The sequence below is a fragment of the Cryptosporangium aurantiacum genome (assembly GCF_900143005.1).
Taxonomy (GTDB): domain Bacteria; phylum Actinomycetota; class Actinomycetes; order Mycobacteriales; family Cryptosporangiaceae; genus Cryptosporangium; species Cryptosporangium aurantiacum.
Window position 1 is genome coordinate 687710 of record NZ_FRCS01000003.1, and the last position, 21840, is coordinate 709549.

At 71.1% G+C, this 21840-nt stretch carries 18 protein-coding genes; 11 read left to right on the forward strand and 7 right to left on the reverse strand.

Features of this window, described 5'->3' with window-relative positions:
• The first annotated feature begins 52 nt into the window (after positions 1 to 52).
• Entirely contained in the window at positions 53 to 976 is a 924-nt protein-coding gene (locus BUB75_RS14100; RefSeq protein ID WP_084741027.1) for an ABC transporter substrate-binding protein, read from the forward strand.
• Positions 977 to 1110: 134 nt separating this feature from the next.
• Here the strand turns inward: BUB75_RS14100 and BUB75_RS14105 are convergent, their stop codons facing one another.
• From BUB75_RS14105 to hutH, 6 genes are all read right to left on the reverse strand, one after another.
• Positions 1111 to 3528: a penicillin-binding protein gene (locus tag BUB75_RS14105; RefSeq protein ID WP_084741031.1), complete on the reverse strand. Its 2418-nt coding sequence runs from the start codon at positions 3526 to 3528 to the stop codon at positions 1111 to 1113.
• Between the two features lie 51 nt (positions 3529 to 3579).
• Positions 3580 to 4857, reverse strand: a complete 1278-nt coding sequence (gene hutI / locus BUB75_RS14110; protein WP_084741032.1) for an imidazolonepropionase — start codon at positions 4855 to 4857, stop codon at positions 3580 to 3582.
• Positions 4854 to 6473 (reverse strand): formimidoylglutamate deiminase, encoded by a 1620-nt coding sequence (locus BUB75_RS14115; RefSeq protein WP_084741033.1) that lies wholly within the window; start codon positions 6471 to 6473, stop codon positions 4854 to 4856. Before BUB75_RS14115 ends, hutI begins: the two co-directional genes overlap by 4 nt.
• Entirely contained in the window at positions 6470 to 7723 is a 1254-nt protein-coding gene (locus tag BUB75_RS14120; protein WP_073256947.1) for an allantoate amidohydrolase, read from the reverse strand. Before BUB75_RS14120 ends, BUB75_RS14115 begins: the two co-directional genes overlap by 4 nt.
• Positions 7720 to 9378 (reverse strand): urocanate hydratase, encoded by a 1659-nt coding sequence (hutU, locus tag BUB75_RS14125; protein WP_073256950.1) that lies wholly within the window; start codon positions 9376 to 9378, stop codon positions 7720 to 7722. Before hutU ends, BUB75_RS14120 begins: the two co-directional genes overlap by 4 nt.
• Positions 9379 to 9445: 67 nt before the next feature.
• Complete coding sequence (gene hutH / locus BUB75_RS14130; RefSeq protein WP_073256953.1) at positions 9446 to 10990, reverse strand: histidine ammonia-lyase; 1545 nt, start codon at positions 10988 to 10990, stop codon at positions 9446 to 9448.
• 177 nt (positions 10991 to 11167) lie between these two features.
• Here hutH and BUB75_RS14135 point away from each other — a divergent pair, with 177 nt between their 5' ends.
• A complete protein-coding gene (locus BUB75_RS14135) occupies positions 11168 to 11959 on the forward strand; it encodes an IclR family transcriptional regulator (RefSeq protein ID WP_425430882.1) in 792 nt (263 codons plus the stop codon).
• Positions 11960 to 11974: 15 nt separating this feature from the next.
• Here BUB75_RS14135 and BUB75_RS14140 read toward each other — a convergent pair whose 3' ends face one another.
• Positions 11975 to 13183, reverse strand: coding sequence for a cytochrome P450 family protein (locus BUB75_RS14140; protein WP_073256956.1), 1209 nt, complete (start codon positions 13181 to 13183; stop codon positions 11975 to 11977).
• Between the two features lie 90 nt (positions 13184 to 13273).
• On the opposite strand from BUB75_RS14140, the gene BUB75_RS14145 reads away from it, so the two are divergent.
• The 9 genes from BUB75_RS14145 to BUB75_RS14185 all read left to right on the forward strand — a co-directional run bounded on the left by BUB75_RS14145 (position 13274) and on the right by BUB75_RS14185 (position 21829).
• Positions 13274 to 14077 carry an META domain-containing protein gene (locus BUB75_RS14145; RefSeq protein WP_073256959.1) on the forward strand — a complete coding sequence of 268 codons (804 nt, stop codon included), beginning with the start codon at positions 13274 to 13276 and terminating at the stop codon, positions 14075 to 14077.
• Between the two features lie 79 nt (positions 14078 to 14156).
• Entirely contained in the window at positions 14157 to 14615 is a 459-nt protein-coding gene (locus BUB75_RS14150; RefSeq protein WP_073256962.1) for a tetratricopeptide repeat protein, read from the forward strand.
• A gap of 67 nt (positions 14616 to 14682) precedes the next feature.
• On the forward strand, positions 14683 to 16362 hold the full coding sequence (locus BUB75_RS14155) for a GspE/PulE family protein (protein WP_073257278.1): 1680 nt from the start codon (positions 14683 to 14685) through the stop codon (positions 16360 to 16362).
• 41 nt (positions 16363 to 16403) lie between these two features.
• The gene (locus BUB75_RS14160; protein WP_218617507.1) at positions 16404 to 17525 is read left to right on the forward strand and encodes a type IV pilus twitching motility protein PilT; all 1122 of its coding nucleotides are present in this window, start codon (positions 16404 to 16406) and stop codon (positions 17523 to 17525) included.
• Positions 17522 to 18796 carry a type II secretion system F family protein gene (locus BUB75_RS14165; RefSeq protein ID WP_084741037.1) on the forward strand — a complete coding sequence of 425 codons (1275 nt, stop codon included), beginning with the start codon at positions 17522 to 17524 and terminating at the stop codon, positions 18794 to 18796. The genes BUB75_RS14160 and BUB75_RS14165 overlap by 4 nt, the downstream gene beginning before the upstream one ends.
• Positions 18797 to 18824: 28 nt before the next feature.
• The gene (locus tag BUB75_RS48135) at positions 18825 to 19304 is read left to right on the forward strand and encodes a type II secretion system protein (protein WP_073256964.1); all 480 of its coding nucleotides are present in this window, start codon (positions 18825 to 18827) and stop codon (positions 19302 to 19304) included.
• 7 nt (positions 19305 to 19311) lie between these two features.
• A complete protein-coding gene (locus tag BUB75_RS14175; protein WP_073256967.1) occupies positions 19312 to 20091 on the forward strand; it encodes a prepilin peptidase in 780 nt (259 codons plus the stop codon).
• Positions 20092 to 20102: 11 nt separating this feature from the next.
• Entirely contained in the window at positions 20103 to 21125 is a 1023-nt protein-coding gene (gene pilM / locus BUB75_RS14180; RefSeq protein ID WP_073256970.1) for a type IV pilus assembly protein PilM, read from the forward strand.
• Positions 21125 to 21829 (forward strand): PilN domain-containing protein, encoded by a 705-nt coding sequence (locus BUB75_RS14185; protein WP_073256973.1) that lies wholly within the window; start codon positions 21125 to 21127, stop codon positions 21827 to 21829. Before pilM ends, BUB75_RS14185 begins: the two co-directional genes overlap by 1 nt.
• Positions 21830 to 21840 lie beyond the last annotated feature (11 nt).

Here is a 21840-nt window from a genome sequence, read left to right on the forward strand (position 1 = left end):
TCGGACCCCGTTCGTACCATCCAACCGCCACGTGCCGTTCGAGAGGGAAATCATGAGAAAGAATCTCCGGATGCTGTTCGCGCTGAGCAGTGCCGCCGCGCTGCTGGCGCTCTCCGCCTGTGGCGGGGGCGACGACGACTCCGGCGACGACCCGCTCGGCTCCTCCGCCAACGGCGGCGAGGTCGTTGTCGGCTCCGCGAACTTCCAGGAGAACGTCCTGCTGGGCGAGATCTACGCCCAGGCGCTGGAGGCGAAGGACGTCAAGGTCAAGCGCCAGCTGAACATCGGCGCGCGCGAGGTCATCTACTCGCAGATCGAGAAGGGCAGCCTGACCGTGCTGCCCGAGTACAACGGCGCGCTGCTCGCCTACCTCGACAAGACCGCGACGGCGACGACCAGCGAGGAAGTCGACGCCGCGCTCAAGACCAAGCTGCCGAGCGGGCTGGAGCTGCTGAACCCGTCCGAGGCCGAGGACAAGGACTCGGTCGTGGTCACCAAGGAGACCGCGGCCAAGTACAACCTGAAGTCGCTCGAGGACCTGGCGCCGGTCGCGAAGGACCTGGTCATCGGTGGTCCGCCGGAGTTCAAGACCCGTGTCCAGGGCATCGTCGGCCTGAAGGACAAGTACGGCGCCGAATTCAAGTCGTTCAAGTCGCTCGACGTGGCGGGCCCGATCACCGTGTCGGCGCTGAAGAAGGGTGACGTCCAGGCGGCCAACCTCTTCACCACCGACCCGGCGGTGCCGGCGAACGAGTTCGTCGTGCTGGAGGACCCGAAGGGGCTGTTCAGCGCCCAGAACGTGACGCCGCTGGTCAACAAGGAGGGCGTCAACGACACGGTGCGCGACGCGCTGAACGCGGTGTCCGCGAAGCTCGACACGGCGACGCTGGCTGAGCTCGTGAAGAAGGTCGTGTCCGACAAGCAGGACGTCGACACGGTGGCCAAGGAGTGGCTCAGCTCGGCTGGGCTCGTCTGAGTGCACGGGCTCGCCCACGGGTGAGCCTGACGGCCGCACGCAAGGCCTCGAGACCACACCGGTCGAGGTGGCCTTGCGCGCGGACGTCGACCTCGTCTCGGGCGGGCTCCACGTCGGAGCGATGAAAGCGTGCGTCAGGGCTGGCCGGGCGCCTCGGGGAAGCCGGGCTCGCCGGGTTTGATGGCGCAGATCGGCAGTTTCGGATCGAGCCGGCACAGCTGGTCGATCCGGGGATCCCGCGTCGTCTTCTTGCCGTTGCTCACGTTGATCCGGATGCTGCTGCCCTTGCTGACGTAGCTCCCTGCGGGTGGTTCGGTCCGGGAGACCCGGCCGGCCGGTTGGTCGGAATCCTCCGGCTTGTAGTTGATCGAGACGGTGAAACCCGCTGCCCGCAACCGGTAGATCGCCTCGTCCTGCGTCGCGCCCTTGACGTCGGGAACGAGGTGCATCGTGCCCCAGGACAATCGTCGTGGCGCCCGGACGAACTGTTTGACCGGCAGGCCTTGCAACGCGATCTCGAACGTCTCCCGGACGATCTGGATCGGGAGCTGACTGTTCGGAACCGTGTCGTAGTACTTGTCGGGGTTGGCGATGAACGACGCCGCAGCGAGGTTCGGTGTGTAGCCGACGAACCACCCCGCGTTGTTGTTGTCGGTGGTACCGGTCTTCCCGGCGATCGGCCGGTCGATCGACCCGCCGACACTCGTCGCAGTCGCACCACCGCCGGGATGCGTGCACGACATCCCGGACTGCGTCCCGTCGCCCACCGGGCAGCGGGCGGCGTCGTTGGCCGCGTCGGCGACCTGCGGGCTGAACGCCTGTTTGCACGACGTCGGCACGATCGACATCTCGCGGCCCTGCTGATCGGTGACCGATCTGATCGGCGTCGGGCGGCAGAACTTCCCCCGCGCGGCCACCGTCGCATAGGCGTTCGCCATGTCCAGCGGGGTCACCTGCGCGGTTCCGAGCGTGAACGAGCCCCAGGCCTGGTTACTGTCCTGCGCCCACTTGATGTTCTTCTGGTCCGTCGACCCGCGGAACACCACGCCGGCCGACTGCGCGGCGGCGACCGCGGCCTTCACGCTGGTTTCCTGTTGCAGCTGGATGAAGTACGTGTTGGCGGATTCGCCGAAGCCACTCGACATCGTATGAACGCCGGTCATCGAGCCGGACGCGTTGCGCGGGCAGTAGTACCGGCCGGTCCGGCAGCCGCCGACGTATTGCGACACGAATTGCCGCGGCGCGTAGAGCGTGTGGCTCAGCGGAATGCCCTGCTGGAGCGCGGCCAGCATCGTGAACATCTTGAACGTCGAGCCGGCCTGATAGCCCGGGGAGACCGTCGACCCGGACAGCAACGGGTTCTCCGTGTAGGGGTATGTCTTCCCGCCCGGATTTTTCTTGATCCCGTACTTCCGGTTGATCGCCATCGCCAGCACCCGGCCGCTGCCCGGCTGGACCATGACGATCCCGGTGGCGAACCGGCTGTAAGCGGACAACCGCCGGTCGACCTGCTTCTGCGCCGTCGACTGCATCCGGACGTCGATCGAGGAGACGATCCGGTAGCCGCCCCGCCGCAGTGCGGCCAGTCGCTCGGTCGTGGTGTTGCCGAACGTCGGGTTGGCCTTCCACCAGTCGAGGAACCAGCCGCAGAAGAACCCGTAACTCGCCCGTCCGTGCTCGCAGCCCTGCACGTTGTCCTTCGGACGCAGCCCGATCGGCGCTTTCTCGGCTGCCTCGGCCTCCTCCGGCGAGATGTACTTCATCTTCACCATCTGACGCAGCACGTACGTCCGCCGATCGAGGGCCGGTTTCGTGCCGTACCGCTTGTTGTTGACCGGGTTGTACCGCGTCGGGTCCTGCGCCAACCCGGCGATCATCGCGGCCTCGGCGAGCGTCAGCTGCGAGGGTTTCTTGCTGAAGTAGACCTGCGACGCCGTGTAGATCCCGTACCCGCCATTGCCGAAGTACGTGATGTTCAGATAGTTCTCCAAGATCTGATTCTTGGAGTACTCCTTCTCCAACGCCATGGCATAGCGGATCTCGCGTAACTTCCGAGCCGCCGTCTCCTCGGTGGCGGCCCGGAATTGAGAGGGGTTCGTGGCGCTGTATTTCAGGACCGACCGGACATATTGCTGCGTGAGTGTCGAGGCACCCTGGGTCACCTCACCCGACGTCTGATTCCGGACGAGTGCGCGGAGGATTCCCTTGGCGTCGACTCCCTGGTGCGTGTAGAAGCGGGTGTCCTCGGCCGCGACGATCGCCTGGCGCATCACCGGCGCGACGTCCCGGAGCGCAGCGTTGCGCCGATCTTCCTCGAAGAACGTGGCGAGCACGGTCTTCCCGTCGCTGGCGAGCAACGTCGAGGCCGCCGGAAGAGGCGGGATCTTGATCGATGCCGGAAGATCGCGGAACGAGTCCGAAGCCGACTTCGCGGTCAAGCCGGAGGCGCCGACGATGGGAAATGCGACCGCCGCGAGCACGACCCCGGCGAGAATGCCGCAGAAAAGTAACGTGATGACGTTTGCCAGCCTGCGCTCGCGGCTCGATTCCACAGCGTCAGCGTATGGACGCGTCGCTCGTACCGGCGTTAGTTAATGCAGGTTTTAGCCAACGCCCGGTGGTTGTGAAACCGAAACGCCCTCTTTCCAGACACCGGCGATCAGCGGGACGCCGGGGCGGTAGGCGAGGTAGACCGGGTCCGGAGCGTCGAGCAGCACCACGTCCGCGCGGGCCCCGACGCCGAGATGGCCGACGTCGTCGCGGCGCAGCGCCGCCGCCCCACCCCGGGTGACCGCCCACAGCGCCTCCGCCGGCGTCATCCGCATCTCCCGGACGGCCAGGGCCACGCAGAACGGGATGCTCGACGTGAAACACGACCCGGGATTGCAGTCGGTGGCCACCGCGACCGTCACACCGGCGTCCAGCAGCCGCCGGGCGTCCGGGTACGGCGACCGGGTCGAGAACTCGACGCCCGGCAGCAGCGTCGCGGCCGTGCCGGACGAGGCCAGCGCGTCGACGTCCGCATCGGTCAGGAACGTGCAGTGGTCCGCCGACGCGGCGCCGAACTCGACGGCGAGCTGCACGCCTGGACCGGGCCCGAGCTGGTTCGCGTGCAGCCGGGGCACGAGGCCGCGCGCGACCCCGGCGGTGAGCACCGCGCGGGTGGCGTCCGCGTCGAACGCGCCCCGCTCGCAGAACACGTCGACCCAGCGTGCATGCGGCGCGCAGGCCTCGAGCATCGGCCCGCACACCAGCGCGAGGTACTCCGACGGGTCGGCGTCCGGCGCCACCACGTGCGCGCCGAGATAGGTCGTCTCCGGCGTGACCTCGGCGGCCAGCCGCAGCGACCGCTCCTCGTCGCGCACCGACAGGCCGTAGCCGGACTTGATCTCAAGCGTCGTGCTGCCCTGCCGGTACGCCTGGTCGACGAGCGTCCGAAGACGGGCGCGTAGCTCGTCGTCGGTCGCGGCACGGGTCGCGGCGACCGTGGTCCGGATGCCCCCGGCGGCGTACGGCGTCCCGGCCATCCGGGCCGCGAATTCGGCCGAGCGGTCGCCGGCGAAGACGAGGTGGTTGTGGCTGTCGACGAAGCCGGGGATCACGGCGCGGCCGGCGGCGTCGACCGCGGTGTCGGCGGCGGGCGCTGCCGCGGACGGGCCCACCCAGGCGACCCGTCCCTGATCGAGGACGAGGGCGGCGTCGGAGAGCGTGCCGAGCTCTGACTGCGTGACGAGCATCCCGATGCCGGTGATGACCGTGCTGCGGGTCGATGCCCCGAAGGCCGGGCTCGCCGCGGCCGGCCTCGGCGGAGCTGCGGGCGGAGCCGCCGAGGGCGGCGCCGCGGAGGCCGGCGGCGGGGTGGGATCTGGCGCGGCCGTCATTGGGCGCTCCGTAGGGCGTCGGTCAGGGCGCGGCCCGCGTCGATCGTCGTGTGCGCGCCGTCGGCGACGACGACCCGGCCGTCCACCACCACCGATCGCACATCCGCGGCGCCTGCGGCGAACACCGCGGTCTCGGCGGCCGTGCCGGGCGCGAAGCCCGCGGTGCGGACGGTGTCGGTCGCGAGCGTCACCAGGTCGGCCCTGGCGCCGGGCGCCAAAATACCGGCGTCGTCCCAGCCCAGCGAGCTGTGGGCGAACGTCGCTTCGAGCAACTCCGCTGCGCCCCAGTGGCCGCGTTCGCGCGTCCGCAGCCGCTCGTCCAGCTCCACCGCCCTGGCCTCCTCGAACAGGTCGATCACCGCGTGGCTGTCGCTGCCGAGCGAGAGCGGCGACCCGGCGTCGAACAGCGTCCGGATCGGACCGATGCCGTCGGCCAGGTCGCGTTCCGTGGTCGGGCAGGCGCAGGTGACGGCCCGCGCCGACCCGATCAGCTCGATATCTTCGCCGGTCAGATGGGTCGCGTGCACGACCGTCGTGCGAGGACCGAGCGCGCCTGCGTCGGCCAGCAGCCGGGTCGGGGTGACCCCGTACGCGGCGAGGCAGGCCTCGTTCTCGGCCGGTTGCTCGGAGAGGTGGGTGTGCAGCGGGGCTGCACTCGCTGCGGCCCACCGCACGATCGGGCCGATCTGCTCCGGCGGAACGCCCCGCACCGAGTGCAGCGCCGCACCAACCAGCGCATGCCCCCCGCCGCCGAAACCGGCGCGATCGCCGCGAGTCGCGCGCCCGCCGCCGTCGGACCCGGCGTGGACCTGTGCGGCTAGCGCGGTGACCCGGGAGGCCCAGCGCTCGGCGTCGCCGTCGCCGAAGCGGAGCTGCGGACCCTCGAGCGGCCGACCGATGCCGCCGGTGAGGTAACAGGTGTCGAGCAGCGTGATCCGGATCCCGGCATCGGCCGCCGCCGCGATCAGCGCCGCACCCATCGCGTTCGGGTCCGCGTAGGGGCGTCCGCCGGGCGCGTGGTGCAGGTAGTGGAACTCGCCGACGCAGGTGATCCCGGCCAGCGCCATCTCGGCGTAGACCGCACGGGCCAGCGCGTAGTAGCTGTCCGGGGTGAGCGTGGCGGCCAGCGCGTACATCTGTTCGCGCCAGGTCCAGAACGTGCCGCGGTCGGCCTGGGTGCGTCCGCGCAACGCCCGGTGGAACGCGTGCGAATGCGCGTTCGCCAGCCCCGGCAGCGTCAGGCCGGCCAGCCGGACCGCGCCCACCGGCGCTGCCACGTCCGGCGTCACCGCGGCGATCCGCCCGTCAGCTACGTCTATGCGGACGCTCGACGCCGCGCCACCCGGCAGCCAGGCGTGCTCGGCCCAGTAGACCTGGCTCACCGGCCGCCCACCGGTCACCCCCTCCAAGGCACCGCCCCCAGCAGTCTCCGCCCCGTCGGCTGCCGCCACCGCGTGGGCCGGCCCCGCCGGGTCGGCCGCACCGGCGTGGGCCGCAACCGCGTGGCCCGCCACCGCCGGGTGAGCCGGGCCCGCTGAGTGGGCGGCGTGGGCCGCGTGGGCCGCGTGCGCCGAGTCGGTCGCGGCCGACGGGTGGGCGGCGTCGGGCGGGGTCATCGGGTTGCCAGGTGTTCGAGGACGGTGGCCAGCGCGTCGACTCCGGCCAGGCAGTCGTCCTCACCCGCGTACTCGCCCGGCGCGTGCGAGACACCGGTCGGGTTGCGCACGAACAGCATCGCGGTCGGCACGTGCGCGGACAGCACCCCGGCGTCGTGGCCCGCTCCGGTGGGCAGGATCGGCGCGGTCCCGTCCGAGCCCGCCCCGCCGAGCAACGAGCGCGCGGCGTCGGCGGTGGAGCGCGCGCCGATCAGCGCGGCCAGCGAATCCCGCAGGTCGGCGTTGAACTCCACCACCGGGGTTTCCGACTCCGCGGTGATCGTCACCTTCACCCCGTCCCGATCGCCCCGGTCGGCCGCCGCGGCGGTCACCGCCTCGACCACGGTGCGCAGCGCGGACTCGTCCGGCGCCCGCGAATCGAGCCACGCCCGCACCAGCGACGCGATCGCGTTGGTGCCGTTCGGCTCGACCGCGACCCGTCCGAACGTGGCCAGCGCTCCGGCCGCAGCCGCGTGCTCCCGGGCGGCCAGAACGGTCTGCGCGAACGTCAGCATCGGATCACGCCGGTCGGCCAGCCGCGTCGTCCCCGCGTGGTTGGCCTCACCGGCGAACTCGAAGCGCCAGCGCCCGTGCGGCCAGATCGCGCTCGCGACGCCGACCGGCGCCCCGCTGTCCACCAGCGAACGACCCTGCTCGACGTGCAACTCGACGAACGTCCCGATCCGCGCCAGCCTCTCGGGGTCGGCGCCCAGCTCAGTAGCGTCCACCTTGGCGTTGTTCATGGCTTGTAGCCACGTGACGCCGTCCGCATCGCGCAAGTCTCGCGCGCGCTCCGGGGCGATAGCCCCGGTCAACAGCCGTGACCCCAGGCACGGGACGCCGAACCGGGCGCCCTCCTCCTCGACGAAGTTCACGACGGCGATCGGGCGGCCCGGGACAACGCCCCGGGCGCGCAGCGAGGCGACCGCCGCCAGCGACGACACCACGCCGAGCGGACCGTCGAACGCGCCGCCGTCGGGCACCGAGTCCAGGTGCGACCCGGTGACGACCGCATCGTCACCGGTCCCCCACCACGCCCACTGGTTGCCGTTCCGGTCGGTCTCGACGTCCAGCCCGAGGTCGCCGGCGCTGGAAGCGAACCAGGCCCGGCACTCGGTGTCGGCAGGGGTCCAGGAGAAGCGCCGGTAGCCGCCGGAGTCCGCCCGGCCGATCGGCAGCAGGTCGGCCCACAACCCTTCGAAGGAGGTCACGCACCCTCCTGCATGGGGATCCGCACCCCACGGGAAACCGCCACCTCGGCGGCGTCCTCGTAACCGGCGTCCACGTGCCGGATCACGCCCATGCCGGGGTCGTTGGTCAGCACCCGCTCGATCTTCTGCCCGGCCAGCGGCGTGCCGTCGGCGACCGTGACCTGCCCGGCGTGGATCGACCGTCCGATGCCGACCCCACCGCCGTGGTGGATCGACACCCACGACGCGCCGGAGGCGGTGTTGACCAGCGCGTTGAGCAGCGGCCAGTCGGCGATCGCGTCCGAGCCGTCGGCCATCGCCTCGGTCTCCCGGTACGGGGAGGCGACGCTGCCACAGTCCAGGTGGTCACGCCCGATCACGATCGGCGCACTCAGCTCGCCCGAAGCCACCATCTCGTTGAAGCGGACGCCCGCCTTGTCGCGCTCGCCGTACCCGAGCCAGCAGATCCGGGCAGGCAGACCCTGGAACGCGACCCGGTCCTGGGCGGCGCGGATCCAGCGGTGCAGGTGGTCGTTGTCCGGGAACAGGCTGAGCACCGCCTCGTCGGTGGCGCGGATGTCCCGCGGATCGCCGGAGAGCGCCGCCCACCGGAACGGCCCCTTGCCCTCGCTGAACAGCGGCCGGATGTACGCGGGCACAAAGCCGGGGAACGCGAACGCCCGCTCGAACCCGCCCTGCCGGGCCTCGTCCCGGATCGAGTTGCCGTAGTCAAAAACCTCGGCGCCGGCGTCCAGGAAACCGACCATCGCCTCGACGTGCTTGGCCATCGAGGCGCGGGCCCGCGCGGTGAAGTCCACCGGGTCCTTGTCGGCCCTGGTCTGCCAGTCCGCGAGGTCGATGTCGTCCGGCAGGTAGGAGAGCGGGTCGTGCGCGCTGGTCTGATCGGTGACGACGTCCACGGCGACGCCACGGCGCAGCAACTCGGGCAGCACGGTCGCGCAGTTGCCGACGACGCCGATCGACAGTGCCCGGCGGTCGCTCTTCGCTTCGAGGGCGCGGGACACGGCCTCGTCCAGCGACGGCGCGACCTCGTCCAGGTAACGCTGGTCGACGCGCCGCTGCAGGCGGGTCGGGTCGACGTCGATCACCAGGCAGACGCCGCCGTTGAGCGTCACCGCCAGCGGCTGGGCGCCGCCCATGCCGCCGCAGCCGCCGGTGACCGTGAGCGTCCCGGCCAGCGTCCCGGCGAATTTCCGGGCCGCCACCGCGGCGAACGTCTCGTAGGTGCCCTGGAGGATGCCCTGGGTGCCGATGTAGATCCAGGATCCGGCGGTCATCTGGCCGTACATGGTCAGGCCGAGGTGCTCCAGGCGGCGGAACTCCGGCCAGGTCGCCCAGTCGCCGACCAGGTTGGAGTTGGCGAGCAGGACGCGCGGGGCCCACTCGTGCGTCCGCATCACGCCGACCGGCTTGCCGGACTGGACGAGCATCGTCTCGTCGTCCTTCAGCGTGGTCAGCGTCCGGACCATCGCGTCGAAGCTGGCCCAGTTCCGGGCGGCCCGGCCGGTGCCGCCGTAGACGACGAGGTCGTCCGGGCGTTCGGCGACCTCGGGGTCGAGGTTGTTCATCAGCATCCGCAGCGGGGCCTCGGTCTGCCACGAGCGGGCGGTGAGCGTGGTGCCGCGCGCGGCACGTACCGGACGAGCGCCTTGCATGGCGTCTCCTCTCAGATTCGGGGTCGAGCGGGCCGGAGACGGCCTCGGCTCGCGGCGCTGCTGACGGTCATGCGAGCGGACCGGCCACGGATTCGGCGGCGGCGACCGCTGCGCCGGTGCGGACGAGGTCGACGGCGGCGTCGATCTCGGGTGCCAGGAAACGGTCGGGGCCCGGTCCCGGCGCGGACTCGCGGAGGCGGGCGACCACCGCCGCGGTGGCGGGTGCCGGGGTGAGCGGCGCCCGGAGGTCGAGCGCCCTGGCCGCGGTGAGCAGTTCCACCGCGAGGACCCGGGTCAGGCCGTCGAGCGCGCGTCGCAGCTTGCGGGCGGCCGACCACCCCATCGAGACGTGGTCCTCCTGCATCGCCGAAGACGGGATCGAGTCGACGCTCGCCGGAGCGGCGAGTCGCTTGAGCTCGGACACGATCGCGGCCTGGGTGTACTGGGCGATCATGTAGCCGCTGTCCACCCCGGCGTCGTGCGAGAGGAACGGTGGGAGCCCGTGGCTGCGGGCGACGTCCAGCATCCGGTCGGTGCGGCGCTCGGCCATCGACGCGAGGTCGGCGACTGCGATCGCGAGGAAGTCCAGCACGTAGCCGACCGGAGCGCCGTGGAAGTTGCCGTTGCTCTCCACCCGGCCGTCGACGGTCACCACCGGGTTGTCGACCGCGCTGGCCAGTTCCCGGGACGCCACCGATTCCGCGTGCGCCAACGTGTCCCGCGCCGCGCCGTGCACCTGCGGGGCGCAGCGCAGCGAGTACGCGTCCTGGACCCGGGTGCACGCGTACGGCTCACGGTGGCTGGCCATGATGTTCGAGTTCGCCAAGACGCTGCGAAGGTTGGCCGCGCTGGCGGCCTGGCCCGGGTGCGGACGCAACGCCTGCAGGTCCGCGGCGAACACCGCGTCGGTGCCGAGCAGCGCTTCGACGCTCATCGCGGCGGTGAGGTCGGCGGTGCGCAACAGCCGGCGCAGGTCAGCGGCGGCGAGCAGCAGCTGACCGAGCATGCCGTCGGTGCCGTTGATCAGCGCCAGGCCCTCCTTCTCCCGGAGCTCGACCGGGGTGAGACCGGCGTCGGCCAGCGCCTCGGCGGCGGGGCGGCGGGCACCGAGCGCGTCGGTCACGAGCCCTTCCCCGGTGAGGGCCAGCGCGCAGTGGGCGAGCGGCGCGAGGTCGCCGGAACACCCCAGGGATCCGTACTCGTGGACGACCGGCGTGATCCCGGCGTTGAGCAGCCCCGCGTACGCCTGGGCGGTCGAGAGCCGGACGCCGGTGCGGCCGGTGGCGAGTGTGGCGAGCCGCAGCAGCATCAGCGCGCGGACCACCTCGCGCTCGACCTCCGGGCCGGAGCCGGCCGCGTGCGAGCGGATCAAGCTGCGCTGGAGCGCGGTGCGGCTCTCGGGTGGGATGTGCCGGGTGGCGAGCGCGCCGAAACCGGTCGAGACGCCGTAGTGCGGCGTGTCGTCACCGGCCAGTTCCTCGATCACCCGGCGGCTCGCGACGATCGCGTGTTCTGCCGACGGCGCCAGCGCGACCGGCGCGTCGAAGCGAGCCACCGCCAGGACGTCGTCCGGACCGAGCGGACCCGCACCCACCTGTACCGCATCACCCATGCGTCCATGGGACACCACCGACCGCGCCAGGTGACAGCACGACACCGCCGGTGGTGTCTGGGATCCCAGACACTGCGCCGGTAGCGTCGCTGCGTGAGCCCTCGTCCGTCATCCGTGCCCGGTGCGCCGCGGCCGGCGCGCGCGCCGGTGACAGCGCAGGTGCCGGCGGCGGCGCAGGTGCCGGGAGCGCAGCCGCCGGCGGCGCACCGGCCGGTGACAGCGCAGGTGCCGGCGGCGGCGCAGGTGCTGGCGATCTTGCGGTATCTGGCCCGCCAGGCCGGGCCGGTCGCGGCGGCCTCGATCGCCCGTGACCTCGACCTCCCCCGCTCGACCACCTACCACCTGCTGGCGACGCTCAGCGACGCCGGGTTCGTCGTCCACCTACCGGAGGAGCGGCGGTACGCGCTCGGGGTCAGCGCGTACGAGCTGGGCACCGGCTACACCCGGCAGGCGCCGCTGCAGCGGCTGGCCCGGGTGCCGCTCGCGACGCTCGTCGACCGCGTGGGGCAGAGCGCTCACCTCGCCGTCCTGCACGGTCGCGAGGTGATCTACGTGATCGAGGAGCGGGCGCCGGGTCGGCCACCGCTGGTCACGGACGTCGGGGTGCGGCTTCCCGCGCAGCTCACCGCGAGCGGACGGGCGATGCTGGCCGCGCTGCCCGCGGCGGCGGTGCGCGCGCTGTTCCCGGACGCGGCGGCGTTCGTCCGGCGCCACGACAGCGGGCCGCGGACCTACGCCGAGCTGCGGCGCCTGCTGAGCGCGACGCAGCGCGCCGGGTACGCCAGTGAGAACGGCGAGGTAACCCCCGGGTTCGCGTCGGTGGCGGCGCCCGTGCGCGACCACGCGGGCCACCCGGTCGCCGCCGTAGCGGTCACGTTCCCGGTCGCCGAGGGCGACCCGGAGCGGCTCGCACCTCCGGTACTCCGCACCGCCGCCGAGATCAGCCGCCGCGTCGGCGGCGCCCCCTGAGAAAGCCGGCTTTCTTCAGCGCAAGCGGACGGGCAGGCGCTCCAGGCCTCGGATCAGGGTGGACGGGCGCCAGGTCAGTTCGGCCGGGTCGGCGTCCAGCGCGAGCCCGGGGAAACGCGAGAGCAATTGCGTGAACGCCACCTCGCCCTCCAGCCGCGCCAACGGTGCGCCGAGGCAGTGGTGGATGCCGTGCCCGAACGCCAGGTGGCTGTTCGCCTGCCGACGGACGTCGAGCGCGTCGGCGTCCGGATAGCGTTTCGGATCGCGGTTGGCCGCGCTCAACGAGACGAGCACGATCTCGCCGGGCGGGATCTCCACCCCGCCGATCACGGTCGGCTCGACCGTGAACCGGATCGTGGCCAGGTGCACCGGCCCGTCCCACCGCAGGAACTCCTCCACCGCGCTGGGCACCAGGCTCGGGTCCGACCGCAGGATCTCGAACTGCGACGGGTGGCGCAGCAGCGCGAATGTGCCGGTACCGATCAGGTTGACGGTGGTCTCGTGCCCGGCGACCAGCAGCAGGAACGCCATCGAGATCGCTTCGAGCCGGGACAGCTGGTCGCTGTCCTCGCTGGCGGCCACGATCGCGCCGAGCATGTCGTCGGTCGGATGCTCGCGCCGCGCGTCCACCAGGTCGGTGAGGTACTGCACCATCGACAGGCCCGCGGCGGCGTGCACCTCGGCGTCCCCCGACTGCAGGAGCGTGTTCGACCACCGGCGGAAGTCGTCCCGGTCGTCCATCGGCACGCCGAGCAGTTCGCAGATCACGGTGATCGGCAGCGGGAACGCGAACGTGTCGAGCAGATCGACGCGGTCCGGGCCGGCCTCCATCGCGTCGAGCAGCTCGGTGGTGATCTCCTCGATCCGGGGACGCAGCGCGGCGATCGCCCGGCCGGTGAACGCCTTGCTCACCAGCTTGCGCAGCCGGGTGTGGTCCGGCGGGTCGGCGCTGAGCATGTGAGCGGTCAACGCGTCCTCGGAGATGGTCCGGTCCTCGCTGGGGCGCGCCTCCAGCAGCTCACGCAGCTCCCGGTTGCTCTTGTGCAGCCGGGGGTGGGCGAGCGCGGCGCGGACGTCGTCGTACCGGGTGACCAGCCAGACCGGGTTGCCGAGCGGCGTGATCACTCTGGAGGTCGGCCGTTCCTCGCGCATCCACGCGTAATCGGCGTGTGGATCGGCGTAGAAGTCCGGGCCGAGCCTCAGATACTGATCACTGGTCGTCATCGCTCGCCTCCCCGCGGGCTGGAAAATCCCACCGTACAGATCGGGGTAAAACCGAGGGATCCACCGCGAGTTCCCGTGCGTCGTACTGACATGACCAGGATCGCGCTGCTGTTCCTGCTGGTGTTCGCCGCCGCCGCGTGCGGGCCCGCGCAGGGTGAATCGACGACACCGGGCGACCCGGCCCCGACGCAGGCCCGGGAGAAGGATCCGCTCACCGATACCGCGTACCGATCCGTCGCGGTGACCGAGGACGGCGAGGATCGGCCGCCGGCCGTGGAGGACAAGCCCGTCGAAGTGCGGTTCGGCGCCAACGGCACGCTCGTGTTCAGAGCCGCCTGCAACCGGATCGAGGCCCCGTACACGCTGGAAGGCAACCGCGTGCGGGTCGGGCAAACGATGACCACCGACATGGCCTGCGCCGGTCCGCGGATGGCCGAGGACCAGTGGTTCACGGAGTTCTTCCAGGCCGAGCCGGTCTGGAAGACCGAGGGGCGCACCCTGGTGCTGACCACCGAACGCGCGGAGATCCGGCTGGAGCCGCTCGTGGTCCCCTCACCGCCGATACTCGGCGCACGGTGGAACGTCACGGGACTGGTCAGCGGCGACAGCGTGAGCAGCGTCCCGCAGGGCGTCGAGGCGTACCTCGCTTTCGGCCACGAGCGGGTCACCGGCTCGACCGGCTGCAACCGGCTCAGCGGACCGATGGAGCCCGGGATCTCCGACTTCCGGTTCGGCGCGATCGTCACCACGAAGATGGCCTGCGGCGACGCCGCGAACGCGGTGGAACGGGCGGTGCTGGAGGTGCTCAACGCGGGCACTGTCCGGTTCACCCAGGAAGGCCGGACGATGCGTCTCACCGCCGGCGAGAAAGGTTTGGTTCTGGAAGGCAGCTGAGTGCATTTTTACGTGGATCAGCTGGGCGAACGGGCGAACGATACGAGGATCACCCGGCCCTTCGAGGGAGCAGCTGACCATGTGGAGAACCCGCCGTAGGCACCTGGCCGAAGACGCCACCCGGCACCGCGCCAGGGCCACGCTGGCCTACGCCGACGGACGCTTCGCCGACGCGGAGACGGCCGCCAGGACGGCGCTCGCGCGGCGGGAACGGGCGGACGGCGCCGACAGCCCCGCAGCCGCCGAAGACGCGGTGGCGCTCGCCGCCGTCCTCGCCGCGCTCGACCGGCGGGCCGAGGCCAACGCGCTCTACCAGCGGGCGCTGGCCACGTACCGCAGGCGCCGCGGCCCCGAGCACTACGACGTCGCGGTCTGCCTGCACGGGCTGGCGCTGCTGCACGCCGACACCGAACCCGCGGTGAGCCGCCGCAGGCTGCAGGCCGCGCTGCGGATCAAGCGGTCCGCGCTCGGTGGGATCCACCCCGAGGTGGTGGAGATCCTGGACGACATGGCGAGCCTCTCCAGGGTGCCCGCCTGACCTCAGGAAACCCCCGCGTCTGCCGATGGGTGTACACGGCACCCGAACCGCCGGCGCGAAGGACACCATGTACCAGACGTTCCGCCCCCTGATCGACGCGCTCAAGGGGCGCGGCGCCGACCCCGCGGCCCTGGACCGGGCCGCCGAGGAGGCGGAGCGGTCGGGGCGGTCGCTGCGCGGCATCCTGATCAACGACCACGTGGTCACCGAGTCCGAGCTCACCGCCGCGTCCGCGGACGTCTACGGCATGAACAGCGTCGACCTCGTCAACTACCCGATCGACCCGGTCGCGCTGGCGAAGATCCCGATCGGGCTGGTCGTCCGCCACCGCGTCCTCGGCTTGTCGATCGACGGCGACGAGATCATGGTCGGCATCACCGATCCCAGCGACATCGTCGCGCTCGACGACGTCCGCGCCGCGACCGGCATGGTCGTCCGCCCGGTCATGGTCGCCCGCACCGAGCTGCGCAAGATCATCTCGAAGCTGCAGCGGGAGGAGAACGACCTCGGCGAGGTGGCCGATTCGCTCCGCGCCGAGGCCCCTACACCGGCGAGCGTCTCCAGCCTGACCAGCAGCGACCAGGACGCGCCGATCGTCCGGTACGTGAACTCGATGATCGGGCAGGCGATCCAGAACCGCGCGTCCGACCTGCACCTGGAGCCCACCGAGCACGACATGCGCGTGCGGTTCCGGATCGACGGCGTGTTGCACGAGATCGACAACGTCCCGCAGAACGTCCAGGCCGCGCTGGTGTCCCGGCTGAAGATCATGTCCGGCGTCGACATCACCGAGAAGCGCGTGCCGCAGAACGGCCGCATCACGGTCGAGATCAACAATCGCGCGGTCGACCTGCGGACCGCGACGCTGCCGACGGTCTGGGGCGAGAAGGTCGTGCTCCGGGTGCTCGACACCGGCGGCGGCATGGAGCTCGAGCTCGGCACGCTCGGGTTCAGCGAGGCGAACATGGACCGCTTCGCGACCGCGTTCCGCAAGCCGCACGGCATGGTGCTGGTCACCGGTCCCACCGGTTCCGGCAAGTCGACGACGCTCTACGCGACGCTGGCCGAGATCAGCACGCCGACCGTCAACATCATCACGGTGGAGGACCCGGTCGAGTACCGGCTGCCCGGCGTCAACCAGATCCAGGTCAACCTGAAGGCGGGCCTGACGTTCGCCGCGGTGCTGCCGGCCATCCTGCGGTCCGACCCGGACGTCATCCTGATCGGCGAGATCCGCGACCGGGTGACGGCCCAGCTGGCCGTCGAGGCCGCGCTCACCGGTCACCTCGTGCTGTCCACGCTGCACACGAACGACGCGCCGAGCGCGGTGACCCGGCTGACCGAGATGGGCATCGAGCCGTTCCTGGTGGGCTCGTCGGTGGACTGCGTGGTCGCCCAGCGGCTGGCGCGCCGGCTCTGCGACTGGTGCAAGGAGACGTACGAGCCGACCGAGGCCGAACTGGCCGCGGCGAACTGGCCGATCGACGAGCTGGGGCAGCCGCGGATGCTCTGGAAGCCGATCGGCTGCCGGAACTGCGCCGGTACCGGCTTCCGCAGCCGGATCGCGGTGCACGAGGTCATGCCGGTGTCCGAGGAGATCGAGCGGCTGACCGTCAACCACGCCTCGGCCCGCGAGATCCACCGCGTCGCGCAGGCCGAGGGCATGCGTGACCTGCGGATCGACGGGTTCAGCAAGGCGTGCGCCGGCCAGACGTCCCTCCCCGAGGTGCTCCGCGTGACCGTGTGAGATTCCTCAGCTCTCCGGTCCGGACGCCGATCAGGCCTGGCGTGGACGCTCTCGGCACGCTGCGGCGGGACTTCGCGCCGACCGCGGCCGACCGAGACCGCGAGTCCCTCAACTCGATGCTCGTGGCGGTCGTCAACGCGGGCGGGTCCGACCTCCACCTGACCGCCGGGGCACCGCCGACCGGGCGGATCAACGGCACACTGCACCCGCTTCCCGACTACGACCAGCTGACCCCGGCCGACACCGTGGCGCTGGCCAGGGCCGCCACCGACGACACCCAGTGGGAGCGCTACGAGCGCGAACACGAGCTCGACCTGGCGTACAGCGTCGAGGGTGCCTCCCGGTTCCGGGTGAACCTCTACACGCAACGCGGCTCGTGTGCGGCGGCGTTCCGGACGATCCCGCACGTCATCAAGCCCCTGGAGGATCTCGGTGTGCCGGATTCGGTGGCCCGGTTCGCCGGGCTGCCGCGCGGTCTGGTGCTGGTCACCGGTCCTACCGGTTCCGGTAAGACGACGACGCTCGCCGCGCTGGTAGACCTGGCGAACCGGACCAGGTCGTCCCACATCGTCACGATCGAGGATCCGATCGAGTTCCTCCACTCGCACCGCCGCAGCCTGGTCAACCAGCGCGAGATCGGTGGCGACACCCACTCGTTCGCGGGCGCGCTCAAGGCCGCGCTGCGACAGGACCCGGACATCATCCTGGTCGGGGAGCTCCGTGACCTGGAGACGACGTCCACCGCGCTGACCGCGGCCGAGACCGGGCACCTGGTGCTCGCCACGCTGCACACGCAGAGCGCGACGCAGACGATCGACCGGATCATCGACGTGTTCCCGGCGCACCAGCAGGCGCAGGTCCGGACTCAGCTGTCGACCGCGCTGCAGGGTGTGGTGAGCCAGGCTCTCTGCGCCCGCGCGGACGGCCGCGGCCGGGCGATCATCACCGAGATCATGTCGCTCACCCCGGCCATCCGGAACCTGATCCGCGAGGGCAAGACCCACCAGATCCCGTCGTTCATGCAGGCGGGCGCCGGTGAGGGGATGCTCGCGTTCGACCAGCACCTGGCCGAGCGCGTGCGGCAGCAGATGATCACGTTCGAGCAGGGGCTGACGCTCTGCCACTCGGTCGAGGAGTACGCACGCCTGGCGGGCCGCCGATGACGACGTACCCGGGACTCGGAGTCGCCGCCGGGCGTCCCAGCGGGCAGAAGATGTTCGCGTACCAGAGCGTCGACCACTCCGGCCGCCGCACGCGGGGCACGATCGCGGCCCCGAACACCAACGCCGCGATCCAGTTGCTGCGCCAGCAGGGCATCGTCCCGCTCTCGGTGACCGAGGCGGGTACCGGGCTCAACCGCGACGTCCGGATCCCCGGGCTGACCGGCCGGATCACGCAACGCGACCTGGCGGTGTTCGCCCGCCAGTTCGCGACGATGACGGCGTCCGGCATGTCGTTGTTGCGGTCGCTGGCCGTCCTCGAGGACCAGACGGCGAAGCCGGCGCTGCGCCGCGCGATCGCCGAGGTTCGCATCGACGTCGAGGGCGGTGTTGCGCTGTCGGCCGCGATGGAGCGCCAACCGAAGGCGTTCCCGGTGCTGCTCGTCGCGATGGTGCGCGCGGGTGAGACCGGCGGTTTTCTGGACGCCGCCCTGGAGCGCATCGCGGCGAACTTCGAGAAGGACGACGCGCTGCGCGGGAAGATCAAGGGCGCGCTGACGTACCCCGTGGTCGTGCTGCTGTTCGCGATCCTGATGATCGCGGCGGTGCTGATCTTCATCGTCCCGGTGTTCGAGCGGATGTTCGCGCAGCTCGGCGGCAAGCTCCCGGTGCCGACGCAGATCATCGTCAACGTCAGCCACACGCTGGTCTGGTCGGCGCCGCTGACGCTCGGCGTCCTCGTCGTCGGAACCGTGATCATCCGTCGTGAGCTGCGCAGACGTCCGTCCCTCCAGCTGACGTTCGACCGGGCGAAGATGCGCATGCCGGTGTTCGGGGGCCTGTTCACGAAGATCGCGATCAGCCGCTTCTCCCGCAACCTCGGGACGCTGCTCGGCGCGGGCGTCCCGGTGCTGCAGGCGCTGAACGTCGTCGGCGCCACGACCGGCAGCGCGGTGGTCAGCGCGGCGATGTCCGACCTGCAGGACGCGGTGCGGGACGGCCAGCCGATGTCCAGCCGGCTGAGCCAGCACGCGATCTTCCCCCGCATGGTCGCCCAAATGGTGGAGGTCGGAGAAGAAAGCGGTCAGATAAGTCAGATGTTGGACAAAGTTGCCGATTTCTACGATCGCGAGGTGGATAGCACGGCCGAGTCACTGACCGCGTCCATCGAACCGATCATGGTGCTGCTCATGGGCGTCATCGTCGGCGCGATGATCATCTGCCTCTACCTGCCGATGTTCACGATCTACCAGAACATCCAGGGCGCCCAATGATGACGTCGCACCGCAGGAGGACACCCGCATGACCGCACTGCTCCGCCGTCTTCCGGGCCGGGAGAACGACCGCGACGAGCGCGGTTTCACCCTGATCGAGCTGCTGGTCGTCGTCGTCATCATCGGCGTCCTGATCGCGATCGCCGTACCGCTGTACTCGAACTACAAGAAGGGCGCCGCGAACACGTCGGCGTCCTCGGACGTTCGCGGTGCGATCAGCGCGGTCGAGCAGTTCTACACCGCGAACGGCAACACGTACCCGAAGACCAAGGTCGGCGACAAGAGCCAGAACGTGACGCTCGAGCCGGAGACCGGCACCGGGACGAACGGCACGATCACGGTGTCGGAAGGCAACACGATCTCGTTCAAGAACAACGGGTCCAGTTACCTGATCTGCGGGCAGAACACGGACGGCGGAACCGTCTACTTCTACAACTCGGCGAGCAGCAAGTCGGTCAGCAAATCCAGCCAGACGACGCTCGCAGCCTGCATCACGAGCGGCAACTGAGTCACCGATGGTCCTGGTCCTGGCCGGAGTGCTCGGGCTGGCGGTCGGTTCGTTCCTGAACGTCGTGGTGCACCGGGTACCACGGGACGAGTCGCTGCTCCGCCCGCGGTCGCACTGCCCGGCCTGCGCGGCGCCGATCCGCCACCGGCACAACGTGCCGGTGGTGGGGTGGCTCGTGCTCGGCGGGCGGTGCGCCGACTGCCGGACCAGGGTCAGCGTCCGCTACCCGCTCGTCGAGCTCGGCACCGCGCTGCTGTTCGTCGCGATCACGGCCCGGTTCGGCGTCACCTGGGCGCTGCCCGCCTACCTGTACCTGGCCGCGATCGCGGTGCCGCTGGCGTTGATCGATCTGGACGTCCAGCGGTTGCCGAACCGGATCGTCCTGCCGTCGTACCTGGTCGGCGCCGTCCTGCTGCTGGGCGCCGCCGCACTGGGCTCCGACCACGCCGCGGCCATCCGGGCCATCCTCGCGATGACCGTGCTCTACGGCGGCTACTGGCTGCTGGCGTTCGCCTATCCCGGCGGCATGGGGTTCGGCGACGTCAAACTCGCCGGCCTGCTCGGGCTCTACCTGGGCTGGCTGGGGTGGAGCTCGGTCTGGGTCGGGACGTTCACCGCGTTCCTGCTCGGCGGCACGGTCGGCGTCGTCCTGCTCGCCACCCGGCGGGCCACCGGAAAGACCCCGATCCCGTTCGGACCGTCGATGTTGGCCGGTGGGCTGCTGGCGGTGTTCGCCGCCGCACCGCTGGCGAACTGGTACGCGTCCGTCGTCTATCCGGCCGGGTAAAGGAGCGAGGGATGGCGGTCACCAGCCTCATCGGCCTGGACATCGGCTCGACGTCGATCCGGGCGGTGGAAGCCGGTCTCGGCCGGGAAGGCCCGGCGGTGACCAACTACGCCGAGGTGCTGCTGCCGCCGGGGGCCGTGCAGAGCGGCGTCGTCCAGGATCCGAAGGCCGTCACGCTCGCCGTCCGGCAGTTGCGCACCGCGGCGCCGTTCAAGAGCAAACAGACGGTGCTCGGCGTCACGAACATGCAGGCGGTCGTCCGCGAGATGGCAGTGGCCAACCTGCCGCCCAAGGACCTGCGCGCGTCGCTGCCGTTCCAGGTCCGCGACCTGCTGCCGCTGCCGGTCGAGCGGTCGGTCCTGGACTTCCTGCCGCTCGAGGACCCAGGTCACGCCGAAACCGTCCGCGGCCTGCTGGTGGCCGCGCCGAAGGAGCCGATCCTCGCCGCGGTGGACGCGGTCGAGCGCGCGGGGCTGACCGTCCTGCGCGTCGACCTCTCGTCGCTGGCGCTGCTGCGAGCCGCCGCCCGGCTGGACGACCAGGTCGAGGCGATCGTCGACGTCGGCACCCAGATGACGACGGTCGTCGTGCACGCCGACGGGGTGCCGCTGATCGTCCGCACGATCCCCCGCGGCGGTGCGGAGATCACCGCTGCGCTGGCGACCCGGCTCGGCGTCCCGCTGCCGGAGGCCGAGGCGCTGAAGTGCCGGATCGGGCTGTGGGCCGAGAACGGCCCGGAGGTCGCCGACACCGTACGGGAGGCGATCCGGCCGCTGTTCAACGAGATCCGCGGCTCGTTCGCCTACCTGAGCACCTCGGGACGGCACAGCCAGGTCGCCCGGCTGATCCTCGCCGGCGGCGGCGGACAACTGCCCGGCCTGCCGGACACGCTGGCCGGGCAGCTGGACCTCCAGGTCGAACACGCCGATCCGATGTCGCGGCTCCGACGGACCCGCCGGGCACGGCACGACGGTATGGAGGCGCTCCCGCTCGCCGCGACGGTCTCGCTCGGACTGACGCTGGGGGCCGCGTGATGACCACCGCAGTCAGCCCCCCGGTACCGGACGGCTCGACGCACCGGCTGCTCGCGCTGAGCGCCAACCTGCTGCCGCCGGAGGTCGTGCAGCAGCGCAGGCTCGTCCGGATCCGGCTGGTCGTGCTGGCCTCTCTCGGCACCGTGATCGTCCTGCTGGCCGCCGGCTACGCGGTCGCGCACTGGCAGTCGACGCGGCAGGAACAGAAGCTCGCCGACGCCCAGACCGAGGCGATCGTGCTCCACCAGCAGATGCGCGCCTACGACGAGCTGGTCACCGCGCAGACCCAGACGACGAAGATCGACACCCAGCTGGCGAAGCTGCTCGCCACCGACGTCCAGTGGGCGACGCTGTTCGGCAAGCTCCGCGCGGCTGCTCCCCGCGGCCTGGACCTCACCGGCGTCTCGGTCGCGCTCACCGACCCGACCACCCAGGGCACCTCCGGCGGTTCCTCGTCCACGACCACCGCGTCCGGGCTGCCCAGCGCCGACGGCAAGACACCGATCGGGTCGCTGACGATCAACGGCACCAGCACCACGAAGACCGCGATCGCCGGCTACGTGGACTCGATCGGCAAGGTCACCGGGGTCGGCAACGTGCTGCTCGCCGGCGTCACCGACCAGGACGACGGAACCGACTTCACGCTCCGCGCCGATCTGGCCCCCACCCTGCTCAGCCACCACTACACGTCCGCGAGCGACTGAGCGAGGCGACG

Excerpts from the sequence above, each read along its gene's own strand:
- BUB75_RS14150 (WP_073256962.1), top strand. The coding sequence starts at position 14,157 with ATGTGGAGAACCCGCCGTAGGCACCTGGCCGAAGACGCCACCCGGCAC.
- BUB75_RS14155 (WP_073257278.1), top strand. The coding sequence starts at position 14,683 with ATGTACCAGACGTTCCGCCCCCTGATCGACGCGCTCAAGGGGCGCGGC.
- BUB75_RS14115 (WP_084741033.1), bottom strand. The coding sequence starts at position 6,473 with ATGACCCCGCCCGACGCCGCCCACCCGTCGGCCGCGACCGACTCGGCG.
- pilM (WP_073256970.1), top strand. The coding sequence starts at position 20,103 with ATGGCGGTCACCAGCCTCATCGGCCTGGACATCGGCTCGACGTCGATC.
- BUB75_RS14100 (WP_084741027.1), top strand. The coding sequence starts at position 53 with ATGAGAAAGAATCTCCGGATGCTGTTCGCGCTGAGCAGTGCCGCCGCG.
- BUB75_RS14140 (WP_073256956.1), bottom strand. The coding sequence starts at position 13,183 with ATGACGACCAGTGATCAGTATCTGAGGCTCGGCCCGGACTTCTACGCC.
- hutH (WP_073256953.1), bottom strand. The coding sequence starts at position 10,990 with ATGGGTGATGCGGTACAGGTGGGTGCGGGTCCGCTCGGTCCGGACGAC.
- hutI (WP_084741032.1), bottom strand. The coding sequence starts at position 4,857 with ATGACGGCCGCGCCAGATCCCACCCCGCCGCCGGCCTCCGCGGCGCCG.
- BUB75_RS14185 (WP_073256973.1), top strand. The coding sequence starts at position 21,125 with ATGACCACCGCAGTCAGCCCCCCGGTACCGGACGGCTCGACGCACCGG.
- BUB75_RS48135 (WP_073256964.1), top strand. The coding sequence starts at position 18,825 with ATGACCGCACTGCTCCGCCGTCTTCCGGGCCGGGAGAACGACCGCGAC.
- BUB75_RS14175 (WP_073256967.1), top strand. The coding sequence starts at position 19,312 with ATGGTCCTGGTCCTGGCCGGAGTGCTCGGGCTGGCGGTCGGTTCGTTC.
- BUB75_RS14145 (WP_073256959.1), top strand. The coding sequence starts at position 13,274 with ATGACCAGGATCGCGCTGCTGTTCCTGCTGGTGTTCGCCGCCGCCGCG.
- BUB75_RS14165 (WP_084741037.1), top strand. The coding sequence starts at position 17,522 with ATGACGACGTACCCGGGACTCGGAGTCGCCGCCGGGCGTCCCAGCGGG.
- hutU (WP_073256950.1), bottom strand. The coding sequence starts at position 9,378 with ATGCAAGGCGCTCGTCCGGTACGTGCCGCGCGCGGCACCACGCTCACC.